Here is a 19560-nt window from a genome sequence, read left to right on the forward strand (position 1 = left end):
ATCACCTCGGATCACGATTATTTCACTGAGCCTAACATTCCTTGCACAAACTGCTTCTGCAGCAGGAAGAAAATAAGTATAGAGGGCAGCGTGGTAATGACAATCGCCACCATAATAATCCCGTAGTCAGGGTTATAAGATGAGGCCAGCGAGGAAACAACGAGCGGCAGCGTTTTCTTCTCCTGTGTCTGCAGGGCGATCAATGGCCACAAGAAGCTGTTCCAATAGTTCATAAAAGTGATGATCGCGGCAGCCGCATAGGTTGGCTTCATCGTTGGCATGTAGATTCTGGTGAATAACTGCCACTCGGTTAGACCATCCACCCGTCCGGCCTGCAGCAGCTCACGCGGGAATGACTTCGTATTTTGCAGGAAAAAGAAAATCATAAAAGCAGTTGTGATCGTTGGCATAACAACCGCTGTCGGTGTATTGAGCAGCCCCATGTCACTGAACATGCGGAACAGGGGAATCATAACGGCCGCAAACGGCATCATCATAGACAGCATGAGCAGCCCGAATAAACGGCTCTTGCCTTTAGATTGATAGATTTCAAAGCCGTACCCTGCCATTGAGCTTAAGAGCAGTGTACCGAATGTCCCAATAATGGCAATGACTGCTGAATTCCAGGACGCGGCCCCAAGGTTCGTCATCTCCATCAGCTTGTGGACATTGTCCATGAGCTTCGAACCAATGCTGAATCTTCCCTTCAGGATATCAGATGAGCTGTTGGTCATCCCAATTAACATCCATACGAACGGGAATAAAGAGACGACTGAAGCCAGGATAAGAAACAGATGCACACCTGCTGTTGTCAGCCTTTTCAACGCTTCTCCCCCCCTACTTTCAATTGGAGCAGCGCGAGCACGGCAACCATAATTACAATTGCATAGGATACCGTTGCGGCATAACCAAAGTTCGGTGTATAGACAAATGATAGATTATAGATATATTGAGAGATCGTCATTGTGGCGTTCCCTGGTCCGCCCTTCGTAAGGTTCACCACTTCATCGAACAATTGCAGTGTACCATTGGTTGAGATGATGGCGGTGAACAAAATAATCGGTTTTAACATAGGCACCGTGATGTTGAAGAATTGACGGGTCTTCGAGGCGCCATCGATCGACGCTGCTTCGTAAATGCTGGGATCGATATTTTGCATAGCAGATAAGTAAAAAATCATGTTATATCCCGTCCACCGCCAAGTGATGGCCGTGATGATGACCACCCTCGCCCAGATGGGGTCCATGAGCCACGCAATGGGCTCATGGATAAGGTGTAAGGATAACAGCATCTGGTTCAGAATGCCATCTACAGCAAAAATACTTTTAAACAGCACAGCATACGATACCAGTGAAGTAACACAAGGAAGAAAGATTGCCGTACGGTAAAAGCCCTTGAAGCGCAGCTTCGGATTGTTCAACAAATGGGCAATCACAAGGCCCAGCATAAGCATGATCGGAACCTGAATAATGAGGTATAACAAGGTGTTCAACACGGCTTGCTTGAACATCGGGTCCGAGAACAGCCGGACATAATTGTCCAAGCCCACATAGTGATATACAGTACCTTTGCCTGATTGGAAAGACAGCAGCAGCGATTGAAGCATCGGGTAAAAGCTAAAGATGATGATCAGCGCTGAAGGTAATGCGACGAACTGCCATCCCATCAGCGTGGATTTGTTCCATTTTCGTTCCATGGTTTCACACCTGCTAACTTTTTATTTAGTGCACTTGCTGTTCGAATAAAGTCTGGATGTTAGCCAAGCTCTTGGTTAAGTCCGCACCTTGCAGAATGTTAGGAAGTTCATTCTTAAGGGCGTCTTTGGCCTCTTGTGTGTACATCCCCAAGGTAATTCCCGGAACTTCTGTAGACCATTTCGTGAAATCGCGATAGATGGATTGTCCACCGAAGAAGTCTGATTTCTGGCCGTAAGCTTCACTAGAGAATGCTGGAATATAGGAACCTACCCCACCGTTTTCTTTCAAGAAACGCTCATAGAATTCACTGCTGCCGCCGATTGTCTTGGCCAGGAAGTCCATGGCCAGGTCTTTGTTCGCGGAATCGTTAAATACGAACCAGCTGGAGCCGCCTTCGTTGGACGCGTTTACAGCTTTGCTTACATTCAGCCTAGGAATTGGAGCCACTCTCCATTTGCCGCTTTGATCCTTCGCATCCATAATGGAAGACACCTGCCATACGCCTGATACGACCGTGGCGACATCGCCGGCGTTAAAGCTGCCGACAAATTCACTCCAGCCAGTCACCGGTTTCGCTATCCCGGAATCCGCAATCGCTTTATATACCCGCAGCGTTTCTGTCATTGCCGGATTGTTCACAAAGTTCCCTTTATTGTCAGGGGTAATGTACCAGGAGCCTGCCGACTGCAATAAAATGGACGTAAGCGCCTCATCGTTCGGATTGATGGTTGTCATGTACTTGCCTGTTTTTTCTTTGACTTTCTTTCCGATTTCAATGTATTGATCCCAGGTTATATTCTCTAAGTCTTTGGCTGTATAACCTGCTTGTTCCAGGTAGTCGGAACGGTAGAACATCCCGGTTACGCCGATATCAAAGGGAACGCCGTAGATTTTATTATCAATCTTGAGCGCCTCCACTTTATATGGAGAGAATTTCGTGAAATCCACCTTGTCTGTAAAATCCGCAAAGGTATTCGGATAAGCGGTTACATACTTCTGGATATTCGGATCATTGACGAGCAGGATATCAGGCAGGCCCTCCTTTACTCCGGATGCCAGGTTCGTATTCAGCTTCTGTTCCAAGTCCGCTTTGGCCATGTCCACAACTTCCAGGTCAAAATCCGGATGTTCCTTCTGATACAGCTCCTTCGCGATTTTCAAAGCCGCCCCGTTAAAGGATGGGTCCCAAGCCCACGCAACAACCTTCTTCTTTGAGGAATTTCCTGCTTCCTTGCCCTCCGCTGTTTTTGATTCTGATCCCGATGAACCGCAACCCGCCAGGAGCGACGCTGCCATCGTAACAAGCACAAATACGGATAACCATTTTTTCTTAGCCATGCTGTACAACCCCTTTTTGTTCTGTTTTGTAAACGCTTTAGCTCTTTCACAGGTATTGTAAAAAATCCAGAGGTGCGCTGTATAAGCTTAATTCTTTGGTTATTAGCACAAATTATTGTTTTTGAATGTTATGAAATCGCTTTACTAGTAATTTTTTCAGATTATAGGATTAATTTTTGTTTGCTTTGGACGGTAGCTAAGGTTTGGTATATGATAAGGAATATTAATTTTTCAGCGAGGTGTCTTCCATCATGATAGAGAACTCCGCAGCCTACCGTGTCATGATTGTAGATGATGAGAGCATCTTACGAACAGGGATCATGCATCTATGTAATTGGAGTGAATACAGCATCGAGATTGTCGCTCAAGCTTCCAACGGGCAGGAGGCCTTGGAGCTGATTGACAAGGCTCGTCCGCATGTCGTTATTACAGATATCGTTATGCCCGTTATGGACGGGGTTGAATTCACCAAGCTGATGCGCAAACAGCATCCCGACATTAAAGTCATTGTGCTTAGCAGCTATAGCGAATTCGATTACGTCCGGGAAGTATTCAAATACGGTGTTAACGATTATTTGCTGAAGCCGAAGGTTTCAGCGACGGAGCTGATTTCCTTAATCCAGTCCCTTTGTGGTGAGATGGGGACCGGCCCATTGACCGCGAGTCCGAGAGAATTCGATGCTGCCCTAAAGCTCGGGCAATATCTTAGCGCTGACACCAATCCTAATGAGAGCATCAATTACGATTCACAGCCGTGGCGGGACACTTTCCCTGGGGAGCATTATCGCATGGTGAAAGCAAGCACGTCCATCCTGCTGTCCAGAACTCAGTACACACAAGCCCAAATTGAACAGGTCCTTATCAGGCTTGCCCAGGACCATCTAGTCGGGTGCAACTATGCCTGCATTTTTCTAAAAAATGAATGCCTTGTGCTGGTCAATTATGATACTAATCAATCCGGTCATGTGGCAGTCTGCCTGGATGCATTTACGCGGAATGCTATGAAATCGCTTTCTTTCATTAAGTTCATTCTCTCACAGGAATTTGACAGCCTGGGCCAGCTCCACGCCCAGCATGAATGGTTATCAGGCTGCATGGGGAAGCTCATTTATTTTCCTGGGCAGCATTGTATTGCCGAGCATGAGATCAAGCGTGATACTGATAAAGTCCTATTTGATCAGGCTCAATTCACTTCCTCCATTCGTTCGCTTGCTATTGCTGACGCAGCAGATCAGTGCCAGGCCCTGCTCGACCATATCCGGGCCACGCAAGCATATGACGAATACAGCCTGAAGCGGTTATGCCAGAACATTATCTATTCCGCAATGAGCACGCTTGAACAGATGAAGCAGCCATTATCAGAGCTTAATTCCTCCAAGCTTAAGCTGTTTAAGAGGATTGATCTTGCTTTTGATTGGGATGAGGTGGAGACCGTTTACTGCGAATTTATGGATAACCTGAAGGCTGTCATCCGCCAGGCGGATCCTCAGTCCAAGATTCTGCATCAGATTTATGAATACGTAAACCAGAACTATGCGGGTGAAATCTCCTTGTCAGAGCTGGCGGACAAGTTCCATTTGAATTACAGCTATTTATCCACCTATTTCAAACAGCGGACGAATGAAAATTTAACAACGTACATTAATCGGGTGCGGATTGATAAAGCCAAAGAGCTGCTGCGCAACCCGGACCTATCCGTATCCCACATCAGTCAGTTAACCGGATTCTCAGATCATAATTATTTCTCTAAAGTATTCAAAAAGGTGACTGGCATGACACCTGTCGAGCACCGCAATCATATTCTTGCCATGAGATCAGGTGAATGATGTGTTTCGGAAAAACAGCATTTTTATCAAAATTCTAATCCTGATGTTATCCGGTACAATCCTGATTTCGGTCCTCCTGATGTTCGCATCGTCATCCATTTCGGAACGCATTCTGCTCGATCAGGTCGTACGAAATGCATCTGCCAACATGAACCTCATGAAAGATGACTTGCTCAGCTACCACGATCAAGTCGTCAACACCATGCTTCAGGTCAATCGAAGCAAGGAGTTCAGGAATTATATCACGAAGCCGGCCAACACACCGCTGGAGCAGATTAAACTTGTGATTGCGCTCGGGAGATACATGGATCTCTATAAAGACTATCTAAGCCCCGAGAATTCGCACATCATCGTATCCGGCATTCCCGGTGAAGGCGGAAGGCATTATTCGAGCAATTCTCTCAAATGGGACAAGATCCCGCAGGACTTCGTCTCGAAATTCATGAACCATAATGGCCAGGTTCAGAATCGGATTCAGTACTACAGCAGCCTAGATTTATTCTCGGAATCCGTTCCTTATGATAATTACTTGTTTGCAGCCAAGCCATTAATAGATACAACAACGAACCGTATGTATGGTTATGTTGCCGTTGTCATGGACGAACTTAATATTTACCGGAAATATAAACCTTATATTTCGGATGGCATCCATATTTCGCTCATATCATCCGACGGTACCGTTCTGTCGAGCAATAACAAGAAGCTGATCAGCAAGAAGAATACGTCTCTTCTATCCATTGCCACGGATACTTCTGTTAAGCATCAGGGGGTCTGGTCTGATACAGATGAGAAACAAACGTACATCTCTTATTTTCTGCCTGAGTATAATGCGTATCTGGTAGAGGAGATTGATCAGTTAACGGCTTTTAAATCCCTGTACAGGATTTCGTCTGAAATTCTCAAAGTAGTTATCCTCATCCTTATCATAAGTATGATCTTTGTCTATTCGCTTAGCCGGAGAATAACCAGACCTTTGAATAATCTGGTCAAAACGATGCGGGACTCCAAAGGCGATAACTTGAAATACCATCCGCTTCAGGAGGATGGGAGCTATGAGACGAACGTATTAACAAAAGCCTACAACCGGTTTATTACCAAAATTGACCAGTATACCGAGAAGCTTGTTTATGAGCAGCAGGAGCGGCGGAAAGCGGATCTCAACGCACTGCAGATGCAGATCAATCCACATTTTCTGTACAATACCTTAAGCTCAATCAAATATTTGGCCAAAATGAACCGTACCGACCAAGTTGACGAGACCATCAACAGTCTGATTTCTATGCTGCAGAGTACCCTCGGCTCTACAGAAGATCGCGTGACTGTGGAACAGGAGATTGAAACCCTTCAGCATTACGTTAACATCAAGCAGATCCGGTACGGCGAGCAGATCGCCGTCCATTATGAAATTGAAGAGAGCTGCTCCGAGCTCCTCGTTCCCAAGCTGATCATCCAGCCGTTTGTGGAAAATGCGTTCTTCCATGCTTTTCCTGGCTGCCCGAGTGGAAATATACAGGTCTTCATCCGCCGGCAGGATGAGTTCCTGATCATTGAAATCATCGATGATGGAATCGGCATGTCAGCGGTTGAGGATCAGATCAATGAGCAGAAAAGGCAGCATTTGTCTGGAATCGGCATCAACAATGTCCACAGCCGTATCCAACTGCTGTTCGGTTCCCCGTATGGTGTTCGCATCGAGAGCGAGCCAGGCTATGGCACAGTAGTTCGAATCACCCTGCCCATTTTGGAGAAACAGGAAGCTGCGTAAGCTGCTTAAGGACAGTGTTCAGAGATAACAAAAAGCCTGAGAAATGGGTATACCCCCGTCAAGATGACAAAGGTATGACCAGCTCAGGCTTTTTGCATTTTGTATAAGTACATCTCCTCGTGCTTGTTCAGAAGCTGTCATTATGGAATTTCCACAACTAACTCGGCCCATTGCTCCGAGACATAACCGCTCCCTGCAATGAGGAGATAGTTCGGACTGTTAATAGCTACCCGATAGCGGCCTCGAGCTTAGCCCGGGTTCCCTTTAGGTCAAATTGAAGCTCATGACTCACTCTGTACATCTTGGCGACTTCCTTGTTCGGCTGCTTCGCTGTAGACTCAGCGTAAACGGAAGTCGAATTAGGAATCGCTAAGGTTCCACCTATAGAGAGACTGGCTGAAATCGTGGCAAGGAAGATAGCCTTACTGATTTTTTTAAAAAGCATATTTAATTCTCCTTCGGCTTCTATTTAGACTTACTTCCTCCTTATTAGACGGGCTTAAATAGAAAAAGTTGTAAATCAAAGCAAAAAGCCTCAAAAATTGAGGCTTCAAAAATTTCATTCGATCCACCGGACCAGATTCGGACGCTCGTCAAGAATTGATAAATATTGCGACATCGATCCGAACTCACCGCTTGGGTCCAGCTCCATATACCGCTTGAACTTTTGGATACGATCCTCCTTCTTCATCCATCCGAAATGCTTAAGACGAATATCCGAGAGCGCATTGGGCAGCTGGAAAATATTATTCGGAAACCGCCCACAGTGCTGAGGTGTCTCTCTCCAGGTATATTCGAAGTTGGTACGGTATCTTAAGAGGAACGGCCGGTAAGTCTGATGGGAGTTCCAGAATTGGTCCTCCCGGTAATGCTCTTCGTCCCAGAAGTCATACAGCCGAAAGCAAAACGCATCTGTATGGGTCTGGTTAAGCAGCTTGGGCAGCTCCTTAACAAATCTTGTCTCAAACATCTCATCCGCATCCAGATTTAGAATCCATTCCGGCTGGGTTGCGGCAGTCTCGCGCCACTGCTGCTTGCGCAGTTCAATCTCATTTGAGAACTTGGAGGAAGTATTGCTGACTAAATGCAGAGGAATTCCTTCCAGATATTCTTTGCAAAGGTCCAAAGTGTTGTCTGTACTTCCGTCATCAATGATGACTGCGGCATCAATATATTGTCTGTGTTCGGCAAGCACTTTTTCCAGATACCTGCCGCTTTCGTTTTTGACAATCATAGTCAGTGTTAACTTGTTATGACTCCCCATTCTAATGTGAGGGGTGTCAATGAATGGATGGGCCGATGCTTGCCCAACATCTGATGCCGACGACCTGGACATAAATTCTGGAGCTCCTTCCAGATCAGATGAACGGTAAATATGATAGGCCGGATAATGAGTATCCACGTACAGCTGAAGCCCCAGTGCGGCGGCCCTGATGCAAAAATGCCGGTCTTCCCCCCAATAGGAAAGGTTAGGAATTTGCTTGAAATTCACACCGGTTAGCAGCGCCTTCCTGCTGATTAAGGTACATGCCCCCAATCCGCCTACTTCGTATACTCCAGGGGTTCTCATCTGTTCAATGAACTCATGGTAACGACGTAGCTTCTCTTCTTCGGAAAGCTGTTCTCCTCTAACCTGCCTCCACTGGGTATACTCATCACTTAGCCACACCTGAGGCTGCTCACCTGCTTCCGGCTGCCATTTGGTCCAAAATACTTCCGAAACAATGTCCTTTCCAAGCGAAACCAGGTGATCCAACGTCTGGGGATATAATAAAAGATCGGAGTCTACTAAAAATACATAGTCAAACCCCTGTTCTAATGCGTAGTGTAAAATCATGTTTTTAATATTTGCCACATGCCATATCAAATCTTCATTCCAGTAATGGGTACGATCATCCGTCACATAATCCGCTTCTGACCTAGAGGAGATTAAAGTCACTTTAAGATGCGCAGTTTGAAATTCCTGAAGAAGCCTGCTGGATTGAATGTCCTTATTATCATCAACAAAGAGAAATGAGCACTCCGTTTCTGACTGCTCCAGCCGGCTAAGCGATTCCAGAAATGGTTGTAATACTTCAGGTTTCTGATAGATTGGACTTGCTACCAGGACCCGGGCTTTATCCATGGGATTCAACCTCTTGGGTCAAGAGAGACTCTAAATACTTTTTATTCTGCAAAATCTTGTCGTCCGTAGGCCGGTAGCGCCGGGCTTCTTCGTTATGTTTGTATGCTAACTCATGCTCGCCTATCCGGTCATAACACACACAGAGCTGCAAATGCGGCAGCCAAGTGGAATAGCTGGGATTTTTAAATCCCAGATTCTCTTTTGGAAGCTCAATTGTAGCAGCAAGGTTATACCAGAATATAGCTGCTTGGTACAGGTGCTTGGATAGAAAATAATACCCTAACCGGCAGCAAAATTCCGGGCGCGGCTGATCATATTGAAATGATTTGAGCGTAGACTCCAGCTGTTTCTCAGCGTCTCCCACTGCATAATAACAATCCGCCAGCTTCCCGCAGGCTGAGAGATTATCCTCTACCCAACCTTTTCCCGTTGATAGAAATTTCTCGTAATATACAATTGCTCGGTCATATTGCTGATGGTCCCGCAGCTCGTTAGCGAAATAGAACAAATCCCGGGGAGTAAACTCACACCCTTCTGCCAACTGTTTCTCGTAGATTCGCAAATTCCGGTCTGTGTCGTGCCGAATGCTTTGATGTGTAACTGCAATATCACTCGTTCGTATATTTCCGCCGACTTCCAGATATTCGTGGACTGCACCCACCCACCGGAATTGATTACTCCTCTTCACCAGCCGGTTTCGGACAGACTTTAAAGTGACATTGCCGAATTCATCAAAAGCCAAGTGATACTCCATAGTGACAGAATCCACAGTAAGATCAAGCTCTTGCTTTAGCTTAAGTAATTGATCTTGATCTCTCTCGAGAAATACATCGTCCGCATCCAGCCACAAAATAAAATCCTTAGTTGCCTTCGAGAAAGCAAAATTCCTTGCCTTAGCAAAATCCTCGATCCACTCAAAATCATAGACTCGATCCGTATATTTGGAAACAACCGCTTTGGTCTGATCCTTGGATCCTGTGTCAATAATGTTGATTTCATCCACAATGTGTTTGACTGAATCCAGGCACCGGCCAATCGTCTCTTCCTCATCTTTTACAATCATACATAAACTTATGGTTATCATTTGGCAGATGTACCCCCATATTTTATGCTTTCAGATTAAGAAATAAGAGAAAAGCACCGCTCTACAACGATGCTTTTCTTAATTTCAAATCCAGCCCAGCCTACGGCCCTACGGGCCCTGTTTCTCCAGTTGGTCCCGTCGGCCCGGTTGGCCCGGTCTCACCTGTTGCTCCTGTAGCCCCGGTTGCTCCGGTTGCTCCCGTGGCGCCTACGTCGCCTGTTGCTCCAGTTGCTCCCGTGGCTCCTGCTTCGCCGGTCGCTCCTGTCGCCCCCGTGGCTCCGGCTTCGCCTGTTGCTCCGGTTGCTCCCGTGGCTCCCGCTTCGCCTGTCGCTCCGGTTGCCCCCGTGGCGCCTACGTCGCCTGTTGCTCCGGTTGCTCCCGTGGTGCCTACGTCGCCCGTTGCTCCGGTGGCTCCCGTAGCTCCTGCTTCACCCGTCGCTCCAGTTGCTCCCGTGGCTCCCACGTCGCCTGTAGCTCCAGTTGCTCCCGTAGCACCCGCTTCGCCTGTTGCTCCGGTTGCCCCCGTGGCTCCTACTTCGCCCGTCGCTCCAGTTGCTCCCGTGGCTCCTGTGGCGCCTGTAGCTCCAGTTGCTCCTGTTGCCCCGGTTGCTCCGGTTGCCCCCGTAGCACCCGCTTCGCCTGTTGCTCCGGTTGCTCCCGTGGCGCCTACGTCGCCCGTTGCTCCGGTTGCTCCCGTAGCACCCGCTTCGCCTGTCGCTCCAGTTGCTCCCGCTTCGCCCGTCGCTCCAGTCGCTCCCGTGGCTCCTGCTTCGCCCGTTGCTCCGGTCGCGCCCGTGGCTCCTGCTTCGCCCGTTGCTCCGGTCGCGCCCGTGGCTCCTGCTTCGCCCGTCGCTCCAGTTGCTCCTGTCGCTCCAGTCGCTCCCGTGGCGCCTACGTCGCCTGTTGCTCCGGTTGCTCCCGTAGCACCCGCTTCGCCTGTAGCTCCAGTTGCTCCCGCTTCGCCCGTCGCTCCAGTCGCGCCCGTGGCTCCCACGTCGCCTGTAGCTCCAGTTGCTCCTGTTGCCCCCGTGGCGCCTACTTCGCCCGTCGCTCCCGTGGCTCCTGCTTCGCCCGTTGCTCCGGTCGCGCCCGTGGCTCCTGCTTCGCCCGTCGCTCCAGTCGCTCCCGTGGCTCCTGCTTCGCCCGTTGCTCCGGTCGCGCCCGTGGCTCCTGCTTCGCCCGTCGCTCCAGTCGCTCCCGTGGCGCCTACGTCGCCTGTTGCTCCGGTTGCTCCTGTGGCTCCCGCTTCGCCTGTCGCTCCAGTCGCTCCCGTGGCGCCTACGTCGCCTGTTGCTCCGGTTGCTCCTGTGGCTCCCGCTTCGCCTGTCGCTCCAGTCGCTCCCGTTGCGCCTACTTCGCCCGTTGCTCCGGTCGCTCCCGTGGCTCCTGCTTCGCCCGTCGCTCCAGTTACTCCCGTGGCTCCTGCTTCGCCTGTTGCTCCGGTTGCTCCCGTAGCACCCGCTTCGCCTGTCGCGCCCGTGGCTCCCGTGGCTCCTACTTCGCCTGTTGCTCCGGTCGCGCCCGTGGCTCCCGTGGCTCCTACTTCGCCTGTTGCTCCGGTTGCTCCGGTAACACCCGCTTCGCCTGTAGCTCCAGTTGCTCCTGTTGCTCCCGTGGCTCCTGCTTCACCTGTCGCTCCGGTAGCTCCCGTGGCTCCCACGTCGCCTGTCGCTCCAGTCGCTCCCGTGGCTCCCACGTCGCCTGTCGCTCCAGTTGCTCCCGTAGCGCCTACTTCGCCTGTTGCTCCGGTCGCTCCTGTGGCTCCTGCTTCGCCTGTCGCTCCAGTTGCTCCAGTTGCTCCAGTTGCTCCCGTGGCGCCTACTTCGCCCGTTGCTCCGGTTGCTCCCGTGGCGCCTACTTCGCCGGTCGCTCCTGTGGCTCCTGCTTCGCCTGTTGCTCCGGTTGCTCCCGTGGCTCCTGATCCGGTAGCACCTGCAGGACCGGTTGCTCCTGTGGCTCCTGTAGCACCTGAAGGCCCAGTTGCCCCAGTCGGTCCGATACCAACGTCCGATCCAATCAGCTCGTCGGACAAAATACGGTGTGCTGGGACCAACTGTCCGGCCGCATTTTTCCCCCATACGGAGATCTCAATTTCAGCTTCTGCGGTGCCGCCTGTAATAAATTCATAATCTAACGTATCCAAATCAGCATAGTAATTTCTGGTTATGACCTGATTCGGGCCAAGTACAATCGGATCATGCACGTATTGCGTTCTTGTTGTAGTTAAATAATATCCCCGAATTAAAACAGTTCCTGTATTTATCGAACTGCGGTTATCAACCTTCACCGTTAATTGTTGAGTAGGCCTTACACCGCCAACTAAATTGTTCTCTATCGGTCCGGTCGAGAAAAAAGCCATTTTGATAACCCTCTCCTTTTACTATTGGTTATTACAGTTCCTCTCTAACTACACGATGGGCAGCTTGAAGCTGGCCGGTATCATCTTTACCCCACACGGAAATCACAATCTGATTCTGTGCGGGTCCTCCCGTTGTGAAATCGAACTTTATAGCATCCAGATTTGCATAATAATTTCTTGTAACCACTTCAGACGGACTTACAGAAATAGGATCGACAACATATAGAGTCATTGCGGTGTCAAGTACATATCCATGTACTTGGACTGTGCCTGAGTTTACAAGATCACGATTTTCGATTTTAACGGTTAGCTGCTGAGTCGTCCTGACCCCACCCACAGGGTTGTTTTCAATTGGACCAGTTGAGAAAAAGGACATTCCATCGCTCCTTTCCACTGAGAATTTAGATGTAAATATAAAAGTTTATCAACTCCCAACCTCAAATATGTGCAGTATACAAGCACATTCATCAATTGATTTTCATCAGCTGTCCCTATTTCTTAAGCAATGCCAATTGGGTCATTGACCCCTAGCACTATCAATATAGTATTCCTCACGTTTATAGAATGATTGGACGAGGGAGCCCATCCATGTTAATTTGCATCTCATTCGCAAAGACACCTCGTACCCGCTGTTCCCTTTCGCTCTTACAAAATAAAGCTCACTCCGCCATAATGGCAGCGATGAGCTTCATACTTCGGCAGATCCCTGAAAATTTTCTCTGGTGCTTTACCAGAAGAAAGTGTATTATAGGTATCTGTCAGTTTGTTTTTTCTATTATCCTGTGGCTAATTCAAATTATTACAAAAGGGGTTTACCATCATGACTAGACATAAACTAGGCTTCTGGGTTCTAACGGCCCTTGTGGTTGGCAATATGGTCGGCTCGGGAATCTTCATGCTGCCCCGCTCTTTGTCCGAAGCGGCGAGTCCTGCGGGTGTTTTGCTGGGATGGGGCGTTACCGGTCTTGGTGTGCTTATGCTGGCGCTTGTCTTTGGCAGTCTGGCTGTCCGAAAGCCGGAGCTCAGTGGGGGGCCACAAATTTACGCAAAGGAGTTATTCCGCGAAGGCTCCCACGCCGCCTTGCTGGCCGGCTTCATGTCCACCTGGGGCTATTGGGTTGGCAATATCGCAGGATTTGTTGCGGTGATCACAACTTTTACCAGCTATTTGTCCACCTTCTTCCCGGTGCTTACCAGTGACAAGGTGTGGCTGACGCTTGGAAGCTTTACGTTAAAAGCAGGCAACGTTCTTACGTTCCTCGTGTGCTCAGTACTTTTATGGGGAACACATGCCATCTGTCTCAAGGGAATGAAGGGCGCAGGGCAACTGAACTTTATCGCTACCGCAACAAAAGTTATTGGTTTTGCGCTCTTCATTGTGATCGCCCTTTTTGCTTTTGATCAGAGCAAAATCGGACCCCTAGTGGCCCCACGTACGAACGGCAGCGGAGAAACGCTCGGGCTTCTCTCCCAGATAAACGGAGCCTCGGTCGCAACGCTATGGGCTTTCATTGGGGTTGAATCCGCTATGGTCTTTGCGGCCCGGGCCCGCAGGAAGCAGGATATCCGCTGGGCAACCATCGTAGGGCTGCTAATCTCCATTGCGCTGTATGTCGGCATCAGCATCCTGACTATGGGCCTGCTCCCACAGGATCAACTGATCGCCTCCCAGAACCCACTGGTAGACGGCATTTCCACCGTGCTCGGACCTATCGGGGGCAAACTTCTGGCTGGGCTTGGCTTAATCAGCTTGCTCGGGTCTACGATCGGCTGGGTGCTGCTGAGCAGCGAGGTACCATACCAGGCCGCTAAGCTGGGAGTTTTTCTAACGTCGTTCGCCAAAGAGAACAGTAAAGACATGCCAACGGTTTCGCTTTGGGTGTCCAACACACTTGGCCAAATTTTGCTGCTGTCCACGATCTCCGGATCTATCTCGGCAGCGTTTGATTTTATCATCTATATCGCCACGCTCGCCTACTTGGTACCCTATTTGATCGCCTCGCTTTACCATCTCAAGCTGATCTGGACCGGGGAGACTTACTCCCTGCAAAAAGAACGGGTAACCGAGGGCATCATCGCGGTCCTAGCTGCTATATACTCTCTCTGGGTTATCGTTGCAGGTAACGCAGATCTTAAGACATTCCTGTTGGGTGTCGTCCTGATTGTCAGCGGCATCCTGTTTTATCCGCTTCTTCTGCGGAACAAGAAATCGGTGTAAATGAATCGGCGACTGGGCTGTTTAGTTTTGTTTGAATGGAATGTAGTCTCGAACGGTCTGCTCGCCGATTCCAGTCGGTGTAGAAGTTTATTCGTGATAGAAGGTTTATGACTTTAACGTAAAAAGCAATTCAATGAGAGCATTATCAATGGGCGTATCCTTCGGGGCATGCTTTATGGTAATGCCTTTTCCTTTGACAGCCGCTTTAGTAGGCTTGGAGATGTATATGCGCTGTCTAAATCACTATGATATTTTTCGGACACGTGGTACTACTTTATCTATTATAAAATGAACTAATAAAGGTCACCCTTTTAGGGTGCTGCGATTCCGAGTGTTCTTACGATCCCTGTTGTCTCCGAAATCCTTGAAATAACTATCCAATGGGGCATTTCGGAGACAAAGTCCTACGCTCCGCTTCTTCAGGATCACTCGGTCTCTCCGCTTCATAACCATGCCCACGGCGACACCCGTCAATCTCGATCCGATCGCTTGCATCTTCATTCCACTGGATAACCCAACTTGTTCCTAAAACACAAAAACACCTCCAAGATTATCTCCCTATCTTACGCCAGGGTTCCATCCTCTTGAAGATGTTTTGATTTTGTCTCATGTTAAAGGGTCTGTCCCAGCGAGAATCGCCCTGAACTCACCCTGACCGTTGATTTCTCTCCTCCGGGCAATGTATGACAAGCTGCTCTAACCATCTGATGACAGCGGCTGCACACCGTAGCGCTCCAACACCCGGTAAATCGCATCTGTGCCAAAGTCCACCGCTTCTACGGGAATACGTTCATCCGCCGCATGAATCAGCTTGGTAAACTGCATGTCCTTGGGCAGCGGCATGGGCAGGAAACCGTAGGTTTGGATGCCAAGCTTCGCAAACCATCTTCCGTCCGTTCCCCCGGGCAGCAGCATCGGCACCGGAACGGCCTCCTGATCCGCTTCTTTCAGCACATCGGACAGCAAACCGAACATCCCCATGTCAGGAGCCGCGGCGCATGGATCATGGCGCAGCACTTCCAGCCCGATCGAATCATCAATCGCAAAGCGGCGCAGCTCGTCCATAAATTGCTGCGGAGTGACGCCCGGCAGCGTTCGGCCATCCAGCTCGACCGTAATTTCGCTGGGATGAACGTTGATTTTCTCGCCGCCGCGAACGACGGTCGCACTGACCGTATTACGCAGAAGCGGGGCGAACGTTCCTCCCTTTTCCCCCAGCAGCTTCAGAATGAGGCCTGCCAGCCGGGGACGCAGCAGCCCCCTCAGCAGTAGCGCTGGAAGCAGCGGCAGCGCGTCGGCCATGCCTTCAATCATCAACCGGGCTGCCGGTATCACATGGATCGGCAGCTTATTCCTGTTAAGCGATTGAAGCATGCTCCCCAATTGCGCCATACAGTCAGCTCCCGGCTTGCCCATGGAGCCGTGTCCCCCATCTCCCCGAATCGTCGCTTTGAGCCAACACAGCTGCTTCTCCGCCACCATAACCGGATAAAATGTTTTCCCCAGCGCATGAAACGCGAAGCCGCCAAATTCGCCAAGTGCATACTTTACGCCCTTAAAATAATCGGCATGCCGCTCAACCAGAAAGGAAGCCCCGTATTCGCCCCCTGCTTCCTCATCGCTGACAATCGCCAATATGAGATCGCCGCGAAGCGGCAGCTTGCGGATATGCGCGAGGAGGAAAGCCGATACGAGCATAGCCACACCTCCTTTCATATCCAGAGCGCCCCGTCCCCAGACGAAACCTTCGTGGATATCGCCACCGAACGGGTCACGGCTCCAGACTTGCTTGTCTACGCCAACGACGTCGACATGCCCGTACAGCAATAGCGGCGCTGCCGCTCCACTGCCCTTCAGCCTGGCGAGCAGGTTGGGCCTGGCGGGATCCAGCGTCTCAATCCGCGTTTCAATACCCGCCTCCTCAAGCAGCTGCCGGATATACAAGATGCATGCGGCTTCCTCACCTGGCGGATTTGTTGTATTGAAGCGGATCAAGGTCTGCAAAATCTCTACAGGAGACGGCAGCTCAACATAGCGCCAGGCTTCATCCTGATCCGACTCGTCATTAGCCAGCCGAATACCCATGACCCCGCTCCTTCCTATAAAAGACTACCCGCGTATGATCGGTCGGATCGGTCGGCAGCAATACCTGGCAAGCCTCGCAGACCGAACTCACCCTGCAGTCTGGCAAGCCGCCGCACCCGCTCTTCGGCGGACGCGCCTTTGGTGCGGAACACCGATTCCAGCATCGTCAGTGCCTGCCGGACATGCGCCTCTGCCACTTGCTCCCCCGTCTCACGCAGCCGCTCGACCAACTGCTGCACGCCGCGGTAAGGGAAAGCGACGCCTTGTTCATATTCGGCCGCGTTCCAATTGCGGTTGCGGACGCAAGTGGCGATAGCCAGACAACGATTCAGCAGTTCAATTGAATAAGCATCCGTTCGCCGGCTTGCAGCAGCCAGATATGCCTCATCCTCCATATCATCAAAAGCGAATACGCGCAGGCCGTTCACTGGTGCCAGCCGTTTCAATACAGTACCTGGACCCAGTTCCACGGCAGCGGCAGCGCCAATGCTTTTCTGAAATGCAAGGACCGCCGGCCAATTGACGGGTTCTGTTAATCCCCTTGCCAGATTACCCGCGATCTCTGCCGTATCTCCGTAAGGCAGACCCGTCAAGGACGAAACAACGGGAAAGTCCATTTTTCCTAACGGGACGCGGCTCAGCACTTCAGCAAATTGCTCAGCCGCCGGGGCCATCAACGGGCTGTGGAACGGCGCACTTACCTGCAGCGGTATGACTGCGGCCCCATGGGCAGACAGTTTTTCGGACGCTTCATGCACGGCCTCTTTATGACCTGAAATCACCGTTTGCTGCTCTGAATTTATGTTCGATACCACAACAATACGGCTTCCGTCCGCACAGCCTGCGCTAATTTCCAAGCATACCTTGGCGACAACATCCGAACTCGGCCCGTTCACCGCCGCCATCGCGCCGACCCCCGCAGCAGCGGCCCCTTGCATCAACTCGCCGCGGCGGCGTACAAGCCGGAGTGCTTCCGGGAACGCTATGGCCCCCGCGCAGGTAAGAGCAGTAATCTCGCCTAAGCTATGGCCGGCAGCCATCACAGGCAGGTACCCCCATTCCTGGCTGTAGACGCGATACATGGCCACACCAAGCGCAAGAATGGCGGGCTGGGCAATTTCAGTCCGCGTCAGCTCCGTCATCGGTCCCTCATACATCAGGCTGTCAAGGCGCATGCCCAGCGCTTCGTTCGCTTCCTCCATCGTCGATTTGACGATCGCATGCTGCTCGCTCAGTGCTTTTCCCATTCCGGTGCGCTGCGAGCCCTGACCGGGAAACCATATCGCATGTTTGTTCAGCATGTTCCATCACGCTCCTTACGGATCAGATCGGGGCAGGCGCCTCGGTCAGCATTTTGTTGATCACCGCTACAACATCACGTTCCCGCTCATGCAGGAAGAAATGTCCTCCCTCAAACAGCATCAGTTCGCAGCCTTCCGTCGCATACCGGTCCCATTCACTGAGCGGGCCTTTGACGCAGTCGTCATCCTTGCCGCTCAAGACGGTGAGCCGGAGCGGCAGCGGCGGCCGCATCCGAGGCTCATATTCGCCGATAAGCTTGAAGTCTGCTCTTAGGATCGGCATAAACATATCCAGCAGCTCCTGATGCCGGAACAGCTCATCCGGCATGCCGCCAAGCCGTTTCAGCTCCTCGATAAACTCGTCATCCGGAAGCAAATGGGTCCGGCTAGCCTCCTCCTGCTCGCAATGCGGCGCTCCTCTGCCGGAGAGGAAGACTGCCGCAGGCAGCGGAAATCCTTCCTCCCACAGCGCATGCAGCATCTCATACCCAAGCAGGCTGCCCATGCTGTGACCGAATAAAGCATACGAATCGGAGCCGAGTGCCGTCTCCAGCACCAACGGCAGCAAATCCCCCACGGCTTCCGCCGCGTCCGCATAGAACGGCTCGCCCATGCGGCTTCCTCTGCCCGCCAGTTCGGCCGGCACCAGACGCACGCCAGGATGCAGCTGGTTCGCCCAGCGCTTGTACACTTGTGCGGAGCCCCCTGCATGCGGCAAACAAATTAAAGATATCGTCATAAAGCTCGCCTCCCGGGTAACATGTTGACACAAGCGGCCTTTAAGCCCCGTCGGCAAGCGTAGTCCAGAACGCTTTTTCCTTCTCAAACAATTCCTCCGCGAAGGCCAGCTCTCTGCCGCGTTCGAAGTCTCCCGCCACAAAGCGGTCCTTCACCAGGTCCCAGCCGTCCTTCACTACACCAAGCTGACTAGACAGCGACTCATGCAGCGCTTCGCTGATCAGCCTCTTCTCCCGCATGGATCGAAGCAGCGACATGTTGGCGATATGCCGATTGCAAATAATGTTGGCGCCAATAATGCCATAGGTCAGACGAGCCTGCTTCTTCTCCGGGTCGGAACCTACATTCCACATGCCCTCTAATGAAAACTCCTCAAGCTCCCTCACCAGCCGCTTCGCATTTTCCACCACTTCAGCCAGCTTCAACTCGTAAGGCCGAACCTTTTCCTGCAGGTTGTATACATAGAAGGCTGGCCCCAAATAAGCAGGGTTCACATTGTATTCTGAGTTGCCGTACGCTTGGAGCAGCCTTTCTTCCGGAACCTCGTGCTCTTCGTAGCCCGCAAGCGTATCGTCAATGACATAGAAGACACCGCGCTCCTTGTCGTATCCGTTAAACAGCGAATAATGGTTCCAATGGAACTTTTTCCAGGCCATGCTGCCCGGAAGCCAGCCATACAGATCGACAATTACGCTTAAGTTCCGTCCGCCATCCAGCATCGCCCTGATCTCCTCCAGCACCGTCTCCTTGCTGCGGAAATGACCGGGTTCGATATAGCGGATTACCTGTGACAGCGGGAATTTGGCCGGATCGTCCATATAATACAGCGTGTCAATTGTCGGATACCGGAAGTCCTCCTCCGTTGCAGCCTCCCAAGGATAGTAACGATAAATGTTCAAATATGCCGCATCCCTGTAGCTGGGCTCCTCGGACACCGCAATGGAAAACGCCTGGTTCAGCATACAGTTCATCCAAAACTCGTTAAACGGTTTCCTCTTCATCGACAGCTTCATTGTTCGCCGCC

Annotated in this window: 15 protein-coding genes; 3 read left to right on the forward strand and 12 right to left on the reverse strand. The window is 51.0% G+C overall.

Annotated features, from left to right (window positions below; translation table 11 throughout):
* Window positions 1-17 precede the first annotated feature (17 nt).
* Genes BN6628_RS13685 through BN6628_RS13695 form a run of 3 tightly spaced genes read right to left on the reverse strand, consistent with a single transcriptional unit; the run spans window position 18 to window position 3035 of the window.
* Window positions 18-824: a carbohydrate ABC transporter permease gene (locus tag BN6628_RS13685; protein WP_082926907.1), complete on the reverse strand. Its 807-nt coding sequence runs from the start codon at window positions 822-824 to the stop codon at window positions 18-20.
* Entirely contained in the window at window positions 821-1696 is an 876-nt protein-coding gene (locus BN6628_RS13690; protein WP_068618299.1) for a carbohydrate ABC transporter permease, read from the reverse strand. The genes BN6628_RS13685 and BN6628_RS13690 overlap by 4 nt, the downstream gene beginning before the upstream one ends.
* 25 nt (window positions 1697-1721) lie before the next feature.
* Window positions 1722-3035, reverse strand: a complete 1314-nt coding sequence (locus BN6628_RS13695) for an ABC transporter substrate-binding protein (RefSeq protein ID WP_068618301.1) — start codon at window positions 3033-3035, stop codon at window positions 1722-1724.
* Between the two features lie 251 nt (window positions 3036-3286).
* Here BN6628_RS13695 and BN6628_RS13700 point away from each other — a divergent pair, with 251 nt between their 5' ends.
* Window positions 3287-4861 (forward strand): response regulator transcription factor, encoded by a 1575-nt coding sequence (locus BN6628_RS13700; protein ID WP_068618304.1) that lies wholly within the window; start codon window positions 3287-3289, stop codon window positions 4859-4861.
* 1 nt (window position 4862) lies between these two features.
* Window positions 4863-6626: a sensor histidine kinase gene (locus BN6628_RS13705; RefSeq protein WP_068618306.1), complete on the forward strand. Its 1764-nt coding sequence runs from the start codon at window positions 4863-4865 to the stop codon at window positions 6624-6626.
* 226 nt (window positions 6627-6852) lie between these two features.
* Here BN6628_RS13705 and BN6628_RS13710 read toward each other — a convergent pair whose 3' ends face one another.
* From BN6628_RS13710 to BN6628_RS13730, 5 genes are all read right to left on the reverse strand, one after another.
* Window positions 6853-7071 carry a hypothetical protein gene (locus BN6628_RS13710; RefSeq protein ID WP_068618308.1) on the reverse strand — a complete coding sequence of 73 codons (219 nt, stop codon included), beginning with the start codon at window positions 7069-7071 and terminating at the stop codon, window positions 6853-6855.
* A gap of 114 nt (window positions 7072-7185) precedes the next feature.
* On the reverse strand, window positions 7186-8751 hold the full coding sequence (locus tag BN6628_RS13715; RefSeq protein WP_068618310.1) for a glycosyltransferase family 2 protein: 1566 nt from the start codon (window positions 8749-8751) through the stop codon (window positions 7186-7188).
* Entirely contained in the window at window positions 8744-9835 is a 1092-nt protein-coding gene (locus BN6628_RS13720) for a tetratricopeptide repeat-containing glycosyltransferase family 2 protein (protein WP_068618312.1), read from the reverse strand. The genes BN6628_RS13715 and BN6628_RS13720 overlap by 8 nt, the downstream gene beginning before the upstream one ends.
* A gap of 100 nt (window positions 9836-9935) precedes the next feature.
* Window positions 9936-12194, reverse strand: a complete 2259-nt coding sequence (locus BN6628_RS13725; RefSeq protein ID WP_068618314.1) for a hypothetical protein — start codon at window positions 12192-12194, stop codon at window positions 9936-9938.
* 31 nt (window positions 12195-12225) lie between these two features.
* Complete coding sequence (locus BN6628_RS13730; protein WP_068618316.1) at window positions 12226-12570, reverse strand: hypothetical protein; 345 nt, start codon at window positions 12568-12570, stop codon at window positions 12226-12228.
* 444 nt (window positions 12571-13014) lie between these two features.
* Here BN6628_RS13730 and BN6628_RS13735 point away from each other — a divergent pair, with 444 nt between their 5' ends.
* On the forward strand, window positions 13015-14412 hold the full coding sequence (locus BN6628_RS13735; protein ID WP_068618318.1) for an amino acid permease: 1398 nt from the start codon (window positions 13015-13017) through the stop codon (window positions 14410-14412).
* Window positions 14413-15108: 696 nt separating this feature from the next.
* Here the strand turns inward: BN6628_RS13735 and BN6628_RS13740 are convergent.
* The 4 genes from BN6628_RS13740 to BN6628_RS13755 are packed head-to-tail and all read right to left on the reverse strand — an operon-like array spanning window position 15109 to window position 19549.
* Window positions 15109-16497 carry a M20/M25/M40 family metallo-hydrolase gene (locus tag BN6628_RS13740; RefSeq protein ID WP_068618320.1) on the reverse strand — a complete coding sequence of 463 codons (1389 nt, stop codon included), beginning with the start codon at window positions 16495-16497 and terminating at the stop codon, window positions 15109-15111.
* 14 nt (window positions 16498-16511) lie between these two features.
* Window positions 16512-17798 (reverse strand): ACP S-malonyltransferase, encoded by a 1287-nt coding sequence (fabD, locus tag BN6628_RS13745; RefSeq protein WP_068618322.1) that lies wholly within the window; start codon window positions 17796-17798, stop codon window positions 16512-16514.
* 22 nt (window positions 17799-17820) lie between these two features.
* Window positions 17821-18537 carry a thioesterase II family protein gene (locus tag BN6628_RS13750; protein WP_082926908.1) on the reverse strand — a complete coding sequence of 239 codons (717 nt, stop codon included), beginning with the start codon at window positions 18535-18537 and terminating at the stop codon, window positions 17821-17823.
* Window positions 18538-18577: 40 nt separating this feature from the next.
* Window positions 18578-19549, reverse strand: coding sequence for a cysteine peptidase family C39 domain-containing protein (locus tag BN6628_RS13755; RefSeq protein ID WP_068618324.1), 972 nt, complete (start codon window positions 19547-19549; stop codon window positions 18578-18580).
* Window positions 19550-19560 lie beyond the last annotated feature (11 nt).

This window comes from Paenibacillus tuaregi (assembly GCF_900086655.1).
Classification (GTDB): Bacteria; Bacillota; Bacilli; order Paenibacillales; family Paenibacillaceae; genus Fontibacillus; species Fontibacillus tuaregi.

What these genes read in the sequence shown, in the direction of transcription:
- BN6628_RS13735 (WP_068618318.1), top strand. Translation starts at nt 13,015, where the DNA reads ATGACTAGACATAAACTAGGCTTCTGGGTTCTAACGGCCCTTGTGGTT.
- BN6628_RS13690 (WP_068618299.1), bottom strand. Translation starts at nt 1,696, where the DNA reads ATGGAACGAAAATGGAACAAATCCACGCTGATGGGATGGCAGTTCGTC.
- BN6628_RS13710 (WP_068618308.1), bottom strand. Translation starts at nt 7,071, where the DNA reads ATGCTTTTTAAAAAAATCAGTAAGGCTATCTTCCTTGCCACGATTTCA.
- BN6628_RS13755 (WP_068618324.1), bottom strand. Translation starts at nt 19,549, where the DNA reads ATGAAGCTGTCGATGAAGAGGAAACCGTTTAACGAGTTTTGGATGAAC.
- BN6628_RS13725 (WP_068618314.1), bottom strand. Translation starts at nt 12,194, where the DNA reads ATGGCTTTTTTCTCGACCGGACCGATAGAGAACAATTTAGTTGGCGGT.
- BN6628_RS13720 (WP_068618312.1), bottom strand. Translation starts at nt 9,835, where the DNA reads ATGATAACCATAAGTTTATGTATGATTGTAAAAGATGAGGAAGAGACG.
- BN6628_RS13740 (WP_068618320.1), bottom strand. Translation starts at nt 16,497, where the DNA reads ATGGGTATTCGGCTGGCTAATGACGAGTCGGATCAGGATGAAGCCTGG.
- BN6628_RS13700 (WP_068618304.1), top strand. Translation starts at nt 3,287, where the DNA reads ATGATAGAGAACTCCGCAGCCTACCGTGTCATGATTGTAGATGATGAG.
- BN6628_RS13715 (WP_068618310.1), bottom strand. Translation starts at nt 8,751, where the DNA reads ATGGATAAAGCCCGGGTCCTGGTAGCAAGTCCAATCTATCAGAAACCT.
- BN6628_RS13750 (WP_082926908.1), bottom strand. Translation starts at nt 18,537, where the DNA reads ATGACGATATCTTTAATTTGTTTGCCGCATGCAGGGGGCTCCGCACAA.
- BN6628_RS13695 (WP_068618301.1), bottom strand. Translation starts at nt 3,035, where the DNA reads ATGGCTAAGAAAAAATGGTTATCCGTATTTGTGCTTGTTACGATGGCA.
- fabD (WP_068618322.1), bottom strand. Translation starts at nt 17,798, where the DNA reads ATGCTGAACAAACATGCGATATGGTTTCCCGGTCAGGGCTCGCAGCGC.
- BN6628_RS13730 (WP_068618316.1), bottom strand. Translation starts at nt 12,570, where the DNA reads ATGTCCTTTTTCTCAACTGGTCCAATTGAAAACAACCCTGTGGGTGGG.